Genomic DNA, 14,976 nt, shown 5'->3' with positions numbered 1-14,976 from the left:
GAGGAGGTAATAGTATGAAATTTGAATTTAGGTTTCCAGATATAGGTGAAGGAATTGCTGAAGGAACCCTTATGAAATGGCTGGTTAAGGAAGGGGAAGAAGTTGAAGAAGGCCAATCCCTGGCTGAAGTAGAAACCGATAAGGTTACTACAGAAATACCTTCTCCAAAAACGGGAAGGGTATTAGAGTTAAAAGCAGAAGAAGGAGATGTAATTAACGTAGGGGATGTGTTTATTACCATAGATACTTCAGGTGAAGGAGAAGCCGATGAAGTGGTTAAGGGTGAATTGGATGAAAAGGAAGAGCTAGTAGAAGAGGAAACTGCTGGAGTAGTAGGAGAGGTAATAGCATCTTCTGAGGAAATTCCTCCAAGCACAGAAGGGCAAGTTGTTCCTACCCAAGAAAAGCCTAAGAAGTCAAAGGTATTAGCCACTCCCGTTGCAAGGAAACTTGCTAAGGATTTAGGAGTCGATATTACCAAGATAAAGGGTACAGGGCCTAATGGCAGGGTAATGAAGGAAGACATCTATAGGACCAAGGAGGAAATGACCAAGGAAGTAGAAAAACCAAAATTGCCTGAAGTAGTAGAGCCAACAATATCAGGAGAGGAAGAAAGAATAGAAAGGATTCCACTAACAAGAATTAGAAAGACCATAGCAGAACAGATGAAGGCATCCAGATTTACAATCCCTCATACTACTGCCATGGATGAAATAGATATAACTAAATTATATGAATTTAGGAAGAAATATAAGGAAAAGCTAAAGGAAGAAGGCATCCATCTAACCTTCCTACCCTTTATCGTTAAGGCAGTAATTGCAGTATTAAAACAGTTACCAGAGTTTAACTCTTCCTTAGATGAGGAAAGGGAAGAGCTGATGCTTAAGCATTACTACCATATAGGAATTGCTACCGATACCGATAGGGGCTTGATGGTGCCAGTATTAAGGGATGCTGACAAGAAGAGCATAATTGAAATAGCTAAGGAAATAGAGGATTTAAGCAGCAGGGCTAAAGAAAATAAAATAGAACTCCATGAACTAAGGGGCAGCACCTTTAGCATAACCAATTATGGCTCCATTGGTGGGCACTTTGGAATTCCAATCATCAATTACCCCGAGTCGGCCATTTTAGGCGTAGGCAGAATCGTTAAAAAGCCGATTGTAAAGGACGATGAAATAGTAATTGCCAGGGTATTACCTTTATCCTTATCATATGACCATAGAATAATTGATGGAGCTAGCGGAGCAAGGTTCTTAAATATGTTAGCAGAACTACTAGAGGATCCAGAAGTGCTCCTATTAAAATCATAGAAAGGATGAAGGTGATAATATGAAATACGATGTGATAATAATAGGGGGAGGCCCTGGAGGCTATGTGGCTGCCATAAAGGCAGCCCAGCTAGGGGGTAAGGTTGCAGTAGTAGAAAAGGATAAGTTAGGGGGGGTATGCCTTAATTGGGGCTGTATTCCCACCAAAACCCTTTTAAAAACTGCTAAGCTATATAGGGATATGCTAAGGGGCAAGGAGTTTGGAATAGTTGGGATCGATGATTCAAAGGTTAAAGTAGATTGGAACCTGCTATTAAAGCGAAAAGATAGAGTTGTAGACAGATTAGTAAAGGGGATATACACACTATTTAAGAGGAATAAGATAGACCTATATGAAGGAGTAGGAACGGTTCTAGATAAGAATAGGGTTGAAGTTAATGGAGAGGTTATTACAGGGAAAAATCTAATAATAGCTACAGGAGCAAAAGAAAACTTCCCTGAAATTGAGGGGTTAAAGGAAGCTTTAGAATCTGGAAGGGTTATAAATAGCAAAGGAGCCTTACAGTTGAGGGAAATTCCTAAGGAGTTAGTTATAATTGGCGGTGGTGTAATTGCCGTTGAGTTTGCAACTCTTTTTAACACCTTGGGTTCCAACGTAACATTAATCCAGAGGTCTAAGCGAATACTATCAAGCGTAGAAGAGGAGATGGCTTTAACTCTTCAAAAACAATTAATTAAAGAAGGAATAAATATTGTAACCGATACTAAACTGAAGTCCATTACTGAAAATGGTATCTTAATTGACCATAAAAGGGAAGAAAAGCTATTTAAAGGGGATAAATACCTTATATCCCTTGGGCTTAAACCCCAGCTAAAGGGAATAGAAGGTTTAAATCTTGAATTGGACTCTAAAGGTTTTATTAAAACCAATAAAAGGTTAGAAACCAGCGTAAAGGGAGTATATGCTATTGGGGACTTAAATGGGAAATTTGCTTTAGCCCATGTGGCCTCGGCTGAGGGGATTGTAGCAGCGGAAAATATAATGGGAATAGATAGCATCATGAACTATAATATAGTTCCCACCGGCATTTATACCTTCCCTGAACTGGCATCCGTTGGGCTAACAGAAGAAGAGGCTAGAAAAAAGGGTCACGATATTACAGTAAGTAAGTTCCCGCTGGCTGCCAATGGTAAGGCCTTAGCGGAAGGAGAAGCTACAGGTTTTGTAAAAATCATATCCGATAATGAATACGGGGAAGTTATAGGAGTTCACATTATGGCTAGTAACGCCACAGATATGATTTCAGAGGCCATAGTTGCTATGCAATTGGAGTCAACGGTTTATGATATTGCCAAAGCCATCCACCCCCATCCTACCCTATCGGAAGCAGTTATGGAAGCGGCCTTTGGTTCCATAGATAGGCCTATACACATGTGATAAAGTGTAAGAAAAGTTAGGTTGACAGACCTAACTTTTCTTTTTGCTATTCGTACCGTTTTTCCTACCATTCGTACCGAATTCCACAAAATATAAGATAAATATGGTAAAATAGCAGTAAAAGGGAATAGAGTTTATATTTGAGGATTAAATTAAAAAGAAGGATAAAGGGTGATATTTTTAACAGTTTAACGATAAAGAGTTCGTGGTCTGAACGTATAGATTGTGATACTAGATACTTGCCATTATTTTTTATGGTAAATACCAATCGCTATGGTGAAGCTGATGGTGAATTTAGTGCTGAGTTAAAGTATAGAATACGTACTTATACACCAAGAGTAGGAGCATTTACTTATTACCGTAAAGCTTATGCTAACAAATCATTTAGCGTAAAGTTTTAATGAGGAGAGATAATGAAAAGAATTATAATATTAATAATTATCATTTTGTGCTTATTGAATTTTTCATTTCTTATGGAATTAAGAAAACACAATAATAGAGCAAATCAATTCCAAAAGTTTATTTTAGATAAAATAACTATATACTTACCTAGAGATTATGTTTTGCCAGTGCTATCTCAAGAGCCAATTAAACTTGAAGAACTTTATGCTGTGGATGGATATATAGATTCAACAAAAGCTTATTTTGAATATGTATTTGGAATTGAAGAAACTAATATTAGCCAGTACCTTTATAATACAAGGAATGGAATTAAAAAGCTAATTAAATTAATTGAAAATGATGGTGATACAACGGAAATAGAGAACTTGAAAAATGAACTTATAGAAATTCAAAGAGATACTTTAGATAGACACAGTAAACGGGAATATAATTGATATAAAGCAATAAGATAAAAAGTAGGATTATTTTTATTATATCAGAAGCAGCCTTTGGTTCTATAGATAAGCCTATACACATGTGATAAAGTGTAAGAAAAGTTAGGTTAAGAGACCTAACTTTTCTTATGTGCTATTCGTGCTTTTTTTCCTACCATTCGTACCGAATACAACAAAAACTAGAATAAATATGGTATGATAACTATATATTTAGCAAAAACTGAAATAAATTTGCCAAAGTTTAATTGTCTTTTTCGTTATAGATATATGAAGGGTAAATAAAGGGGAGGGAGAAATGATAAAAGATAGCAAAAAGTTGATAATAATATACATAATAGGCATAATGCTAATACTGTGGATAGGGGGATTTGTGCCAAAGCAGATTGGAAAGTTTTATGCAATAAATTATGTGAAGAAAAATTACCCTCATAAGGATTTGATTTTTCACGATATCGATTATTCTCCTATTCATGAAAGCTATTTTGTTTCATTTAAAGATTCTAATGGCAAGGTGTATAGCTTTGAACTATATCCTAGATACTTACCAGTAAGTATTCAATTTGATCCTTTCAACTTCGTAGAAGGATAAAGAAAGTTGTTCTAAAATCGTATTTTAGAACAACTTTTATTATGATATAATTATAATAATCATCATAATTTTCAAACTAAAGTAGGTGTAAATGTGAAAGATCAATATGGAAGGAAGATAAACTATTTACGCATTTCCGTAACCGACCTATGTAATTTGAGATGCATATATTGTATGCCAGAAGAAGGAATACCTAAAGTAGACCATAAGGATATATTATTTGTTGAAGAAATAGAGGGAATAGCAAAGATATTTGTAAAATTAGGAGTTAATAAAATACGGCTTACAGGAGGAGAACCTCTAGTAAGAAAGGGAATATTGGATATAGTGGAGAGAATAGGCAAATTGGAGGGAATAAGGGATTTTGCTATGACCACCAATGGCCTATTGTTAAAGGAATATGCCAAGGACTTAAAGGTCTTAGGCCTTAAGAGGGTAAATATTAGCTTGGATACCCTGGATGATAAAAAATATTCATCTATAACTAGAATTGGGAGTTTACAAAGGGTAATGAAAGGGATTGAAGCTGCAAAAGAAGTGGGGCTTACTCCAATTAAGATTAACACAGTTTTAGTAGGTGGATTTAACGATGATGAAATAGAGGATTTGGTAAGGCTAACGGAAAAGGAAGAAATCGATGTTAGGTTCATTGAATTAATGCCCATAGGGGAAGCCATAAAACTGAAAGCAGACCATTTCCTATCCAATGAAATAGTATTACAGAGGGTACCCAACTTAATAAAAATAGATGGAGAAGACCCATCCTCCCCTGCAGTCTATTATAAACTGCCCAATGGTAAGGGCAAAGTTGGGCTTATAAACCCCGTATCCTGTAAATTCTGTAAAAACTGTAATAGAGTAAGGCTAACATCCCAGGGGAAACTAAAACTATGCCTGCATTCGGATGTTGAAATAGATCTAAGGGAGGCCTTAAGAAGGGGCCAAGCCATAGAAAAAATTATAATGGATGCTATATCTAAAAAGCCTGAATCCCATAACTTAGAAGATGGAGTATATGTATCAAAGAAAATGTACCAGATAGGAGGTTAATATGAAGTTTACCCATTTTAATAAAGAAGGTAGAGCTCGTATGGTAGAGGTGGGAGAAAAGGAGGATACCAAAAGGCTGGCAGTAGCCTATGGCAGGATAAGGATGAAGGAGGAAACCATAAAGCTGATTAAAGAAGGGCTGATAGAAAAAGGGGATGTACTCTCTGTAGCCCAAATAGGCGGTATTATGGGCTCTAAGATGACTAGCCAGCTAATTCCAATGTGCCATAATATATTTATAAGCGGTTCTGACATCAACTTTAATATATTGGAAGATGCAATAGAGATAGAGGCACAAGTAAGAACTGTTGGGAAAACTGGGGTAGAAATGGAAGCCTTAACAGCCGTATCCATAGCTGCACTTACCATCTATGATATGTGTAAGGCAGTAGATAAAGATATGGTCATTGAAGAGATTAAATTGATTAAAAAATCAGGTGGCAGATCGGGAGAATATATCAGAAAAGAAGCCCAGTAGGAGGAAGACATTATGAAGAAAATTGGAATGGTTTTAGATATAAATGTTTCTGAAAAGAAAGGAGTAGTAAAAAAGCCCGTAGAAAAGGGAATATTTAAAGAGGATTATGGGCTAGAAGGAGATGCCCACGCCGGGAAATGGCATAGGCAGGTTAGCCTTTTAGGGATTGAGAGTTATAGAAAGATGAAAGATTTAGGAATAAAAGGATTAAGCCATGGAGATTTTGCAGAAAACATAACTACAGAGGGAATAATTCTACATGAACTTCCTGTTGGTACAAGATTAAGAATTGGGGAAACCATCCAAGAGGTGACTCAAATAGGAAAACAGTGTCATACAGGCTGTGCCATATCCCAACAGGTGGGGAAATGTATTATGCCTAAGGAAGGCATATTTACAAAGGTTGTAAAAGGCGGAGTAGTAAAACAGGGAGATATTATAGAGGTGCTTGAATGAAAGTTTTATCCTTGTTTATTAAGAGGAAAAAAGGTGGGAAGGTTGAAAAAATCGAAGAAGGTCAGCTTAAGGAGGGACATGGGCTAGTTAGCAATGTAAATGGAGGAGGTAGTAGAGAAATTTCAATAGCTACCCTTAGGGTAAGGAAATATTTAGAGGATAAAAGCCTTAAGGGGATTTGTAGCTATAGATTCTATGAAAATATTACCATTGGAGGTTTGAATGTAGAGGAACTTAAGCTAGGACAGAGAATTATTATAGGAGATACAATCCTTGAGATTACCTCCATAGGAAAGAAATGTTTTCCAGAATGTAATTTGTTCATATCGAATAATTTATGTCCTCTTACTAAGGATGTATTATTTACTAAGATTATAAGAGGAGGCTTTATAAAGATAGGTGATAGAGTGAATTTAATGGAGCCCACCGATTTTATATGGGTTAGGTGATTAGAATGGATTATAGGGAATATGTTAATAAGGTTATAAAGAACATACCCTTAGGGATAGCTATTACCGATGGGGAAGGGTATGTGAAAAATGTTAATAATAAGCTATTAGATATGTTTGGATACAAATATGCAAACATTGTAGCAAAACCCATATTCATCCTATTTAAGGAGCCTAACGAGATTAAGAAACTTCTTATGGATAAAAAAAGCATAATAGATGAAGAAGTGTTCATCAATGCCAAGACCAATAGGATTAGATTTACCTTATCGGCCTATCCCATATATAATGCTAATGGTGAAAAAAAGGATATTATATACATCTTTGATGTTACTAAAAAAGAGAGAAAAATGGCAGATAGGATATCGCAAAATAAAGCCATATATACCTTTGATAAGATAATATCTCAAAATGAACGTTTTATTCGACTAATTCATTTTGCCAAGGAAATATCTGATTCTAAATCCACTATCCTTATTACAGGAGAATCGGGTACAGGGAAGGAAGTATTTGCTCAATCCATTCATAATTACAGCAGCAGAAGAAATGAACCTTTTGTTGCCATCAATAGCGGTGCTATCCCTAAGAGTTTGATTGAATCGGAATTATTCGGCTATGAAGAAGGGGCCTTTACTGGAGCAAAAAAAGAAGGCCGTCCTGGGAAATTTGAATTGGCACATAGAGGAACCATATTCCTAGATGAGATTGGAGAAATGCCTTATGATATGCAGACGAGACTTTTAAGGGTAATAGAAGAGGGTACAGTTTCTCGAATTGGAGGATTAGATCAAAAAGTTGTGGATGTTAGAATAATCGCAGCAAGCAATAGGGATTTAAAAGAAGAAGTGGAAAAGGGGTACTTTAGGAAGGACCTATTTTATAGATTAAATGTTCTCCCCATAAGAATTCCTCCCTTAAGAGAAAGAAAGGATGACATACCTTTATTAGTCGATTATTTCATGGAGAAGATTTCATTAAGATTAAATAAGAAAAAAATCTCTGTATCTAAAGAAAAGATGGATGAATTAATGAACTATAATTGGCCTGGTAATGTTAGGGAATTGGAAAACTTCATTGAGCTATCAATAAATTTAGGTTATATGCCTAAACTGGAAGGGGAGAAAATTGAATTTAAACCAAAGGATATAGAGAATTATAAATATGAACATCTTATGTTAGACCATGTGGAAAAGATGCATATAATAAAGGTTCTGAAAATATTTTCCTATAATATTACCAAAACGGCAAAAGCCCTTGGCATTGGGCGGAATACCCTCTACAGGAAGATGACCAAATATGAAATAGACTGTGCCGAATCGGAACACTGTTCCATAACAGAACAATCTGATTAGAGTGAACTGTTCAAGAGTAGAACAGCTTAAATAAAAGCCTTTAACAAACGTTCATATTAGGGCTTTTATTTTTTTGGCATAAATTGTGCATATTTAAAATGATAGCAGATCAAATACTAATAAAGGGTAAGGAGGAATGAGTATGGGTGGATATATGGGGAAAATCCTTAGGGTTAATTTAACGGAAGGAACTGTGAAAGATGAACCTCTAGATTTAAAGGTTGCCCAAAAATATTTAGGCGCCAGGGGCTTAGGGGTTAAGATTATGATGGATGAAGTTACAGCAAATGTGGAGCCATTTAGCGAAGAAAATAAATTGATAATAGCAACAGGAGCATTAACTGGAGCGCCAGTTCCAACTAGTGGAAGGTATATGGTCATTACTAAATCTCCACTAACTGGGGGTATTGCTACAGCTAATTCTGGTGGATTTTGGGGTCCCAAATTCAAATCAACTGGATATGATGCAATAATATTTGAAGGCAAAGCTTATAAGCCAGTATATCTGTATATTGAGGATGATAAGGTTGAAATTAAAGATGCTTCCCATATCTGGGGTAAAAAGGTATCAGAGGTTACTGAAATCCTAAAAAAAGAACATGAAGGGGCTAACATATTATCTATAGGTCCTGCTGGGGAGAAGCTATCCTTAATTGCATCAATTATGAATGATTTAGATCGAGCAGCAGGTCGTGGCGGTGTAGGTGCAGTAATGGGCTCTAAAAACTTAAAAGCTGTAGTTGTAAAGGGAAGCAAAAAAGTACCTTTATTCGATGAAGAGAGGACTAAAAAGGTTTCAGCAGAAAAGGTGAAAATATTAAGAAATGATCCTGTTGCAGGAGAAGGATTACCTTCCTATGGGACAGCAGTCCTAGTAAATATTATAAACGAGTCGGGAGTATTTCCAGTAAAGAATTTCCAATACTCTTATACTGAAAATGCAGATTTAATTTCCGGAGAAACTCTAGCTGAAAAACATTTGGTGAAAAATGCTGCTTGCTATAGATGCCCAATAGCTTGTGGTAGGGTAGTTGAATTAGCCGATGGTTCTGTTGTTGGAGGCCCAGAATATGAGACTATATGGGCTTATGGAGGAGATTGTGATGTATATGACCTTGATGCAATAAATGAAGTTAACTATCTATGTAATGAATACGGAATAGACACTATTTCCGCCGGAGCCACTATAGCTGCAGCTATGGAACTCTACGAAAAGGGATATATAAAGGATGATGAGATAGAAGCAGATGGATTAAGCTTAAAATGGGGAGATCCAAAGGCCATAGTTGGCTGGACTAAAAAGATTGGGTTGAGGGAAGGATTTGGAGATAAATTGGCCAATGGCTCATACAGATTAGCCGAGTCCTATGGAGTCCCTGAGCTATCCATGACAGCTAAAAAACAAGAACTACCAGCCTATGATCCAAGGGGAATTCAAGGGCATGGAATAACCTATGCGACTAGCAATAGAGGTGGCTGCCACGTAAAAGGGTATATGATTAGCCCCGAAATATTGGGTTATCCTGAAAAATTGGATAGACTTACTCTAGAAGGAAAGGCTGCTTACGCTAAACTATTCCATGATTTAACAGCAGCTATCGATTCTATGGGATTATGCATATTTAGTACCTTCGGATTAGTATTACCCGATTATGTAGACATGTATAATGCAGTATGTGGGGATGTATATGATGATAACTCTTTACTTGAAGCTGGAGAAAGGATATGGAATCTCGAGAAGCTATTTAACTTACGAGAAGGAATAGATAGTTCTCAAGATACACTACCTAAGAGATTGATAGAAGAACCAATAAAAGAGGGTCCATCTAAAGGCCATGTACATCAATTAGGCAAACTACTTCCAGAGTATTATGAAGTAAGAGGTTGGGATGAAAATGGAGTACCCACTGAGGAAACTTTGGAAAGATTAGGTCTTGAAAAATATAAAAAGTATATAGGATTTGCAACTAAATAGAAAAGGCCCCAAAAAGGGCTTTTTCTATTTGAAGTGGGTTCTTCAAATTAGACCATTGATATGGAAAGGTTTATTATTATATAATAAAACAAAGGGAGTGTGGCTATGATTAAGGTTGAAGTTAGGTTGTTTGCTCACTTTAGAGAGGGAAGATGGAAAAGAAAAGTTTTAGAGTTTGAAGAGGGAACTACTCTTTCAGATATAATAAAACATTTAAACATAGATGAAAATGAAGTAAGCATGTTATTACTTAATGGAATAGATGGCCCTGCTAGTCGTAAGCCAAAGGATGGAGATGTTGTATCCCTATTTCCACCTGTAGGAGGAGGCTAGAATGTATCAAAAAGATTGCTTAGGCAATCTTTTATTATTTTCATTTCCATTTATATTTTGAAGAATAATACAATATGGTATAATGGATAAAATTGTATTGGGAGCGAATAAAATGGATTTAAAATATCTGAAAAAATATATCAATAGGTATAAAAAACAGTATTTTATAGCAACTTCCATAATATTCCTTGAAACCTTAGTGGATGTAGTTAGTCCAACTATAATGTCTCTGATTATAGATAAAGGTGTAAGGAATAGGGATATGGACTATATTTTTAAACTAGGTGGATTAATGATCTTTATTACTTTATTAGGAGCAATTTTTGCTGTTACCAGAAATATATACTCCTCTAAAGTCTCCCAAAGTTTTGGCGCTGATTTGAGGGAAGATCTCTACATTAAAATCCAAGGGTTTTCTTTTGATAATATAGATAGATTTCAAGATGCTTCTTTAATCACAAGGCTGACTAATGATGTAAACCAGGTGCAGAATTTCTCCCATGGAATGATGAGAATATTTGTAAAGGCTCCAATCCGTTTAATTGGAGCAGTAATAATGGCATTTTTACTGGATTATAAGATGGGATTAATATTAATTGGAACCATTCCCATAGGCGGAGCAGTCATAATATTGAATTTAAAATTATCCTATCCTATATTTAAGAAGATGCAAATTGCTTTAGATAAAGTTAATGGAGTTATGAGAGAATATTTAGCTGGGATTCGAGTAGTAAAGGCTTTTAATAGGTTCAATTATGAAAGGAACCGCTTTAAACAAGTTAATGATAATTTAAGGGATAGTACTCTTAAAGGAATGAGGATAGTGGCAGTTTTTAATCCCCTAGTGGGGTTGATAGCAGACATTGGGATTTTAGTTATCTTATGGGTTGGAGGAATTAGGGTTAACAATGCAAATATTGAGGTTGGCAAAGTTATGGCCTTTGTAAACTACATGTTAATGGTGCATTTTTCCCTTAGAATGATGACTAGGGTTTTGAACATGTATACAAGGGCTAGGGCATCTGCAGAAAGGATTGGTGAGGTTTTTGCTGAAAAGAATACCATTTTTGAAACTCCAAGCCCCGTTAGATTAAACAATATAAAAGGTCATGTGGAATTTGAACATGTATACTTTAAATACCACTCTAATTGGAAATATGTTTTGGAAGACATAAATTTTTCCATAAATTCAGGAGAAATGCTTGGGATAATCGGCTCTACTGGTTCTGGGAAAACTTCTTTAATCAATTTAATTCCCAGATTTTATGATGTAAATGAAGGAAAGGTAAAGATAGATGGTATAGATGTAAAGAAAATGGACTTAAATCAGTTAAGGGATAGTATTGCTATAGTGCCCCAAAAATCTCTGCTGTTTACTGGTAGCATATTGGACAATATAAAATGGGGTTATGAGGAGGCTAGTTTTGAGGAGGTAGTTAAGGTATCTAAGATTGCTCAAGCTCATGATTTCATAACTTCCTTTAATGAAGGCTATAATACCTATGTAGGTCAGGGAGGAGTAAATTTATCAGGAGGACAAAAACAGAGAATTTCAATAGCTAGAGCCTTGATAAAAAAGCCTTCCATACTTATATTAGACGATAGCACTTCTGCAGTAGATTTGATAACTGAAAAGGAGATTAGAGAAGGATTAAAGGGGTTTCTAAAGGATACTACCACCATACTTATAGCCCAAAGGATAACTACGGTAATGGATACTGACAAAATACTGGTCATGGATAATGACAGGATAGTGGGAATAGGAACTCATGAGGAACTCTTAAAAAATTGCCAAGTATATATGGACATCTACAGCTCACAGATCGGGAAGGGGGAAGTTATTTATGGATCCTAGGCGAAGAAGAGGATTAGCAGGAATTTCTGGTGGAAGAAATGCTATTTTCCCAGTAGAAAAGCCAAAGAATATGAAATATACCTTGAAAAGGCTTTTGGGTTTTTTTGAAGGAGAAAGAAAGGGGCTATTTATAACCTTCTTATTGATATTGATATCATCTGGGTTAACTTTACTTGTACCCTTCCTAATTGGAAAAGCTATAGATGCCATGGTTCCGGGGGCACAGCTTGTAGAATTTAAGGATTTAAAGGTCTATTTATTGATTTTATTACTGGTATATCTTTTTAGCAATGGCCTTGTATTTTTTCAGGAGTTTATAGTTGTAGGAATTGCCCAGAGGGTAGTACATAAGATCAGGGAAAAATTATTTGATAAGCTTCAATCCTTACCCATTTTATATTTTGAAGTCAAGACTCATGGAGAGATAATGAGTAGACTATCTAATGATGTGGATAATATAAGCACTACCATCTCCCAGTCTATCATACAGCTTATGACTTCAGTAATAAATATATTGGGTTCTTTAGTCATGATGATATATTTAAGCTGGCTCATGACTTTAGCCAGCTTAATCACTGTACCTTTGGTCTTTTTGCTGACTAAAACTATAGCTAACAAGACTAAGGCTTTATTTTTAGAACAACAAAGGGCGTTAGGGAAGTTAAATGCTCATATTGAAGAGTCTATATCTGGGATCCAAGTGGTAAAGGCCTTTAATAATGAAGAAAAGGTATTGGAAGAATTTAAAAGGCAGAACCACGTATTAAGGGATGTGGGAGTTAAAGCTCAAATCTGGTCTGGATATTTGATGCCTTTAATGAATGTTATAAGCAATATTGGGTTTGCTGTAATTTCTATATTCGGTGGCAGTTTAGCTGTAAGGGGTATTATTTCTGTGGGAATTATTGCCAGTTTTATATCCTATTCGAGGCAGTTTACCATGCCACTAAATGAATTGGCAAGTACATTTAACATGTTACAATCTGGAATAGCAGGAGCTGAAAGGGTTTTTGAGATACTGGATGAATTAGAAGAGAGGAAGGATAGAGAAGATGCTATTCAAGCAGACCATATTAAGGGAGAAGTGGAGTTTAGAAATGTTTCCTTTGAATATAAAAAGGGAGAAGAGGTTTTGAAGGATATATCATTTAAAGTTAAGCCTGGGACCAATGTAGCTTTGGTAGGGCCTACTGGAGCTGGTAAAACAACTATAGTAAATTTGCTAACGGGTTTTTATGAAATAAATAAGGGAGAAATATTAATTGATGGGATTAATATTAAGGACTATAAGAAGGATAGTTTGAGAAAAATGTTTGGAATGGTGCTTCAGGATACCTATCTATTTTCCGGAACTATAAAGGATAACATTAGATATGGTAGACTTGATGCAAGGGATGAGGAAATAGAAAAAGCTGCTAAAATGAGTAGAGCCAGTGAATTCGTTGAAAGGTTACCAAAAGGATATAATAGTATGTTGTTGGAAGGTGGCATAAATTTAAGCCAGGGGCAAAGACAGTTATTGGCTATAGCAAGGGCTATTCTTGCCAATCCTTCTATATTAATACTAGATGAAGCTACCTCTAATGTGGATACTAGGACTGAATTTCAAATACAGGAAGCCATGATAAATCTAATGAAGGGAAGAACAACATTTATAATTGCCCATAGGCTTAGCACCATTAGGGATGCAGATATTATTATAGTAATAAAGGATGGCAAAATAGTGGAAAAAGGCAATCATAATGAGCTTATAAATAAAAAAGGAGCCTATTATAAGCTTTATATGAGCCAGTATGAAGGAAACTATAAAGAAAATTGATAATAGAACAACTAACTATAAGAAAATTTAATTGGCCTCCCTTTGAACATATATAATACAATTGACTGTGTGACTAGTTAGTAGGGTAATAAATAGAATAATTATATTGGGGAGGAAAAGTTATGAACAAACGAATTACCATATTGCTTTGCCTCATATTAGCTTTTTCGCTAATAGTAGCTGGCTGTAGCAATCAAGAAACGCCATCTTCAGAAAATGGAGAAGTTGCTGAGAAAGCGGGGGAAAATGGGGATTTTAAAGCTCAAATTACCTTTAGTGGTTCTTCTACCTTAGCACCTGTAATTTCAGCAATAGCTACAGGCTTTATAGAAGAACACACAACTTGGAATAATGTAGATTCCAGTTTTCCTGAAGAAAATATAATCATATATGTTTCTGCGGGCGGTTCAGGAGCAGGAGCTAAAGCGGTTATAGAGGGAACCAGCGATTTTGGTATGTTAGCAAGGGAGATTAAGGATGAAGAAAAGGAAAAAATAAAGGATATGAATGCTTTTAAATTGGGAGTAGATGCTCTAACTATATCCGTTAATCCAGAAAATCCATTATATACTATAAAAGATGATTTGAGCTCTGAAGAGATAAAGAAGATTTTTTCAGGGGAATATAAATACTGGGATGAAATAGACAGCAGTCTGGCTCATGAAGAGATAGTCGTAGTTATAAGGGATATTGGTGGGGGAGCTCATGAAGTATTTCAAAATGCTATAATGGGAGATACTCAGGTAAGGGAAGATGCAATTCAAGCCCCTTCAATGGGTGCATTGGTGACTAAGATAATAGAAAACAAGAATGCTATTGGATATGCTTCTTTCGGAATGGTAAATCAAAATGAAGGAAAGCTAATACCATTAAAGGTGAATGGAGTTGAACCTACAAAAGAGAACATCATAAATGGTTCCTATAAAATATCTAGGCCATTAATAGTGGTTAAAAGCGGCGAATTAACTCCAGCACAACAAGCCTTTATGGATGCTATTATGTCTGAAAAAGGATCACAAATCATAGAAGAAATGGGTTATGTACCAGCAAATTAGATTCAGGGGCTAATGCCCTT

Annotated in this window: 14 protein-coding genes; all 14 read left to right on the top strand. The window is 35.7% G+C overall.

From position 1 onward, the window contains the following. Window positions 1-14 precede the first annotated feature (14 nt). The 14 genes from BLV68_RS13040 (at window position 15) to BLV68_RS12970 (ending at window position 14,956) form a co-directional block, all read left to right on the top strand. Window positions 15-1,313 carry a dihydrolipoamide acetyltransferase family protein gene (locus BLV68_RS13040; RefSeq protein WP_093754546.1) on the top strand — a complete coding sequence of 433 codons (1,299 nt, stop codon included), beginning with the start codon at window positions 15-17 and terminating at the stop codon, window positions 1,311-1,313. Between the two features lie 19 nt (window positions 1,314-1,332). After that, window positions 1,333-2,709, top strand: a complete 1,377-nt coding sequence (gene lpdA / locus BLV68_RS13035) for a dihydrolipoyl dehydrogenase (RefSeq protein ID WP_093754544.1) — start codon at window positions 1,333-1,335, stop codon at window positions 2,707-2,709. 413 nt (window positions 2,710-3,122) lie between these two features. Next, on the top strand, window positions 3,123-3,545 hold the full coding sequence (locus BLV68_RS13025) for a hypothetical protein (protein ID WP_093754540.1): 423 nt from the start codon (window positions 3,123-3,125) through the stop codon (window positions 3,543-3,545). A gap of 295 nt (window positions 3,546-3,840) precedes the next feature. Then, complete coding sequence (locus tag BLV68_RS13020; RefSeq protein WP_093754538.1) at window positions 3,841-4,134, top strand: hypothetical protein; 294 nt, start codon at window positions 3,841-3,843, stop codon at window positions 4,132-4,134. A 93-nt stretch (window positions 4,135-4,227) separates the two neighbouring features. Beyond that, window positions 4,228-5,184, top strand: a complete 957-nt coding sequence (gene moaA, locus BLV68_RS13015; RefSeq protein ID WP_093754536.1) for a GTP 3',8-cyclase MoaA — start codon at window positions 4,228-4,230, stop codon at window positions 5,182-5,184. 1 nt (window position 5,185) lies between these two features. Beyond that, window positions 5,186-5,662: a cyclic pyranopterin monophosphate synthase MoaC gene (gene moaC, locus BLV68_RS13010; protein ID WP_093754534.1), complete on the top strand. Its 477-nt coding sequence runs from the start codon at window positions 5,186-5,188 to the stop codon at window positions 5,660-5,662. Window positions 5,663-5,674: 12 nt separating this feature from the next. Beyond that, complete coding sequence (locus BLV68_RS13005; protein ID WP_200773792.1) at window positions 5,675-6,118, top strand: MOSC domain-containing protein; 444 nt, start codon at window positions 5,675-5,677, stop codon at window positions 6,116-6,118. Next, complete coding sequence (locus BLV68_RS13000; RefSeq protein ID WP_093754532.1) at window positions 6,115-6,567, top strand: hypothetical protein; 453 nt, start codon at window positions 6,115-6,117, stop codon at window positions 6,565-6,567. Before BLV68_RS13005 ends, BLV68_RS13000 begins: the two co-directional genes overlap by 4 nt. 5 nt (window positions 6,568-6,572) lie before the next feature. After that, complete coding sequence (locus BLV68_RS12995) at window positions 6,573-7,919, top strand: sigma-54 interaction domain-containing protein (protein WP_234949928.1); 1,347 nt, start codon at window positions 6,573-6,575, stop codon at window positions 7,917-7,919. 142 nt (window positions 7,920-8,061) lie between these two features. Then, window positions 8,062-9,894 (top strand): aldehyde ferredoxin oxidoreductase family protein, encoded by a 1,833-nt coding sequence (locus BLV68_RS12990; protein ID WP_093754528.1) that lies wholly within the window; start codon window positions 8,062-8,064, stop codon window positions 9,892-9,894. Window positions 9,895-9,999: 105 nt separating this feature from the next. Beyond that, window positions 10,000-10,227 carry a MoaD/ThiS family protein gene (locus BLV68_RS12985; RefSeq protein ID WP_093754526.1) on the top strand — a complete coding sequence of 76 codons (228 nt, stop codon included), beginning with the start codon at window positions 10,000-10,002 and terminating at the stop codon, window positions 10,225-10,227. Window positions 10,228-10,339: 112 nt separating this feature from the next. Continuing rightward, window positions 10,340-12,082, top strand: coding sequence for an ABC transporter ATP-binding protein (locus tag BLV68_RS12980; RefSeq protein WP_093754524.1), 1,743 nt, complete (start codon window positions 10,340-10,342; stop codon window positions 12,080-12,082). Continuing rightward, window positions 12,072-13,901, top strand: coding sequence for an ABC transporter ATP-binding protein (locus BLV68_RS12975; RefSeq protein ID WP_093754522.1), 1,830 nt, complete (start codon window positions 12,072-12,074; stop codon window positions 13,899-13,901). Before BLV68_RS12980 ends, BLV68_RS12975 begins: the two co-directional genes overlap by 11 nt. Window positions 13,902-14,023: 122 nt before the next feature. Next, window positions 14,024-14,956 carry a phosphate ABC transporter substrate-binding protein gene (locus BLV68_RS12970; RefSeq protein ID WP_093754520.1) on the top strand — a complete coding sequence of 311 codons (933 nt, stop codon included), beginning with the start codon at window positions 14,024-14,026 and terminating at the stop codon, window positions 14,954-14,956. The last annotated feature ends 20 nt before the right edge of the window (window positions 14,957-14,976 follow it).

The sequence above is a fragment of the Tepidimicrobium xylanilyticum genome, assembly GCF_900106765.1.
Classification (GTDB): domain Bacteria; phylum Bacillota; class Clostridia; order Tissierellales; family Tepidimicrobiaceae; genus Tepidimicrobium; species Tepidimicrobium xylanilyticum.
This window is presented reverse-complemented; position numbering and strand designations above follow the sequence as displayed.

Excerpts from the sequence above, each read along its gene's own strand:
- BLV68_RS12970 (WP_093754520.1), top strand. The coding sequence starts at position 14,024 with ATGAACAAACGAATTACCATATTGCTTTGCCTCATATTAGCTTTTTCG.
- lpdA (WP_093754544.1), top strand. The coding sequence starts at position 1,333 with ATGAAATACGATGTGATAATAATAGGGGGAGGCCCTGGAGGCTATGTG.
- BLV68_RS12975 (WP_093754522.1), top strand. The coding sequence starts at position 12,072 with ATGGATCCTAGGCGAAGAAGAGGATTAGCAGGAATTTCTGGTGGAAGA.
- BLV68_RS12990 (WP_093754528.1), top strand. The coding sequence starts at position 8,062 with ATGGGTGGATATATGGGGAAAATCCTTAGGGTTAATTTAACGGAAGGA.
- BLV68_RS12980 (WP_093754524.1), top strand. The coding sequence starts at position 10,340 with ATGGATTTAAAATATCTGAAAAAATATATCAATAGGTATAAAAAACAG.
- BLV68_RS13000 (WP_093754532.1), top strand. The coding sequence starts at position 6,115 with ATGAAAGTTTTATCCTTGTTTATTAAGAGGAAAAAAGGTGGGAAGGTT.
- moaC (WP_093754534.1), top strand. The coding sequence starts at position 5,186 with ATGAAGTTTACCCATTTTAATAAAGAAGGTAGAGCTCGTATGGTAGAG.
- BLV68_RS12995 (WP_234949928.1), top strand. The coding sequence starts at position 6,573 with ATGGATTATAGGGAATATGTTAATAAGGTTATAAAGAACATACCCTTA.
- BLV68_RS13025 (WP_093754540.1), top strand. The coding sequence starts at position 3,123 with ATGAAAAGAATTATAATATTAATAATTATCATTTTGTGCTTATTGAAT.
- BLV68_RS12985 (WP_093754526.1), top strand. The coding sequence starts at position 10,000 with ATGATTAAGGTTGAAGTTAGGTTGTTTGCTCACTTTAGAGAGGGAAGA.
- BLV68_RS13005 (WP_200773792.1), top strand. The coding sequence starts at position 5,675 with ATGAAGAAAATTGGAATGGTTTTAGATATAAATGTTTCTGAAAAGAAA.
- BLV68_RS13040 (WP_093754546.1), top strand. The coding sequence starts at position 15 with ATGAAATTTGAATTTAGGTTTCCAGATATAGGTGAAGGAATTGCTGAA.
- BLV68_RS13020 (WP_093754538.1), top strand. The coding sequence starts at position 3,841 with ATGATAAAAGATAGCAAAAAGTTGATAATAATATACATAATAGGCATA.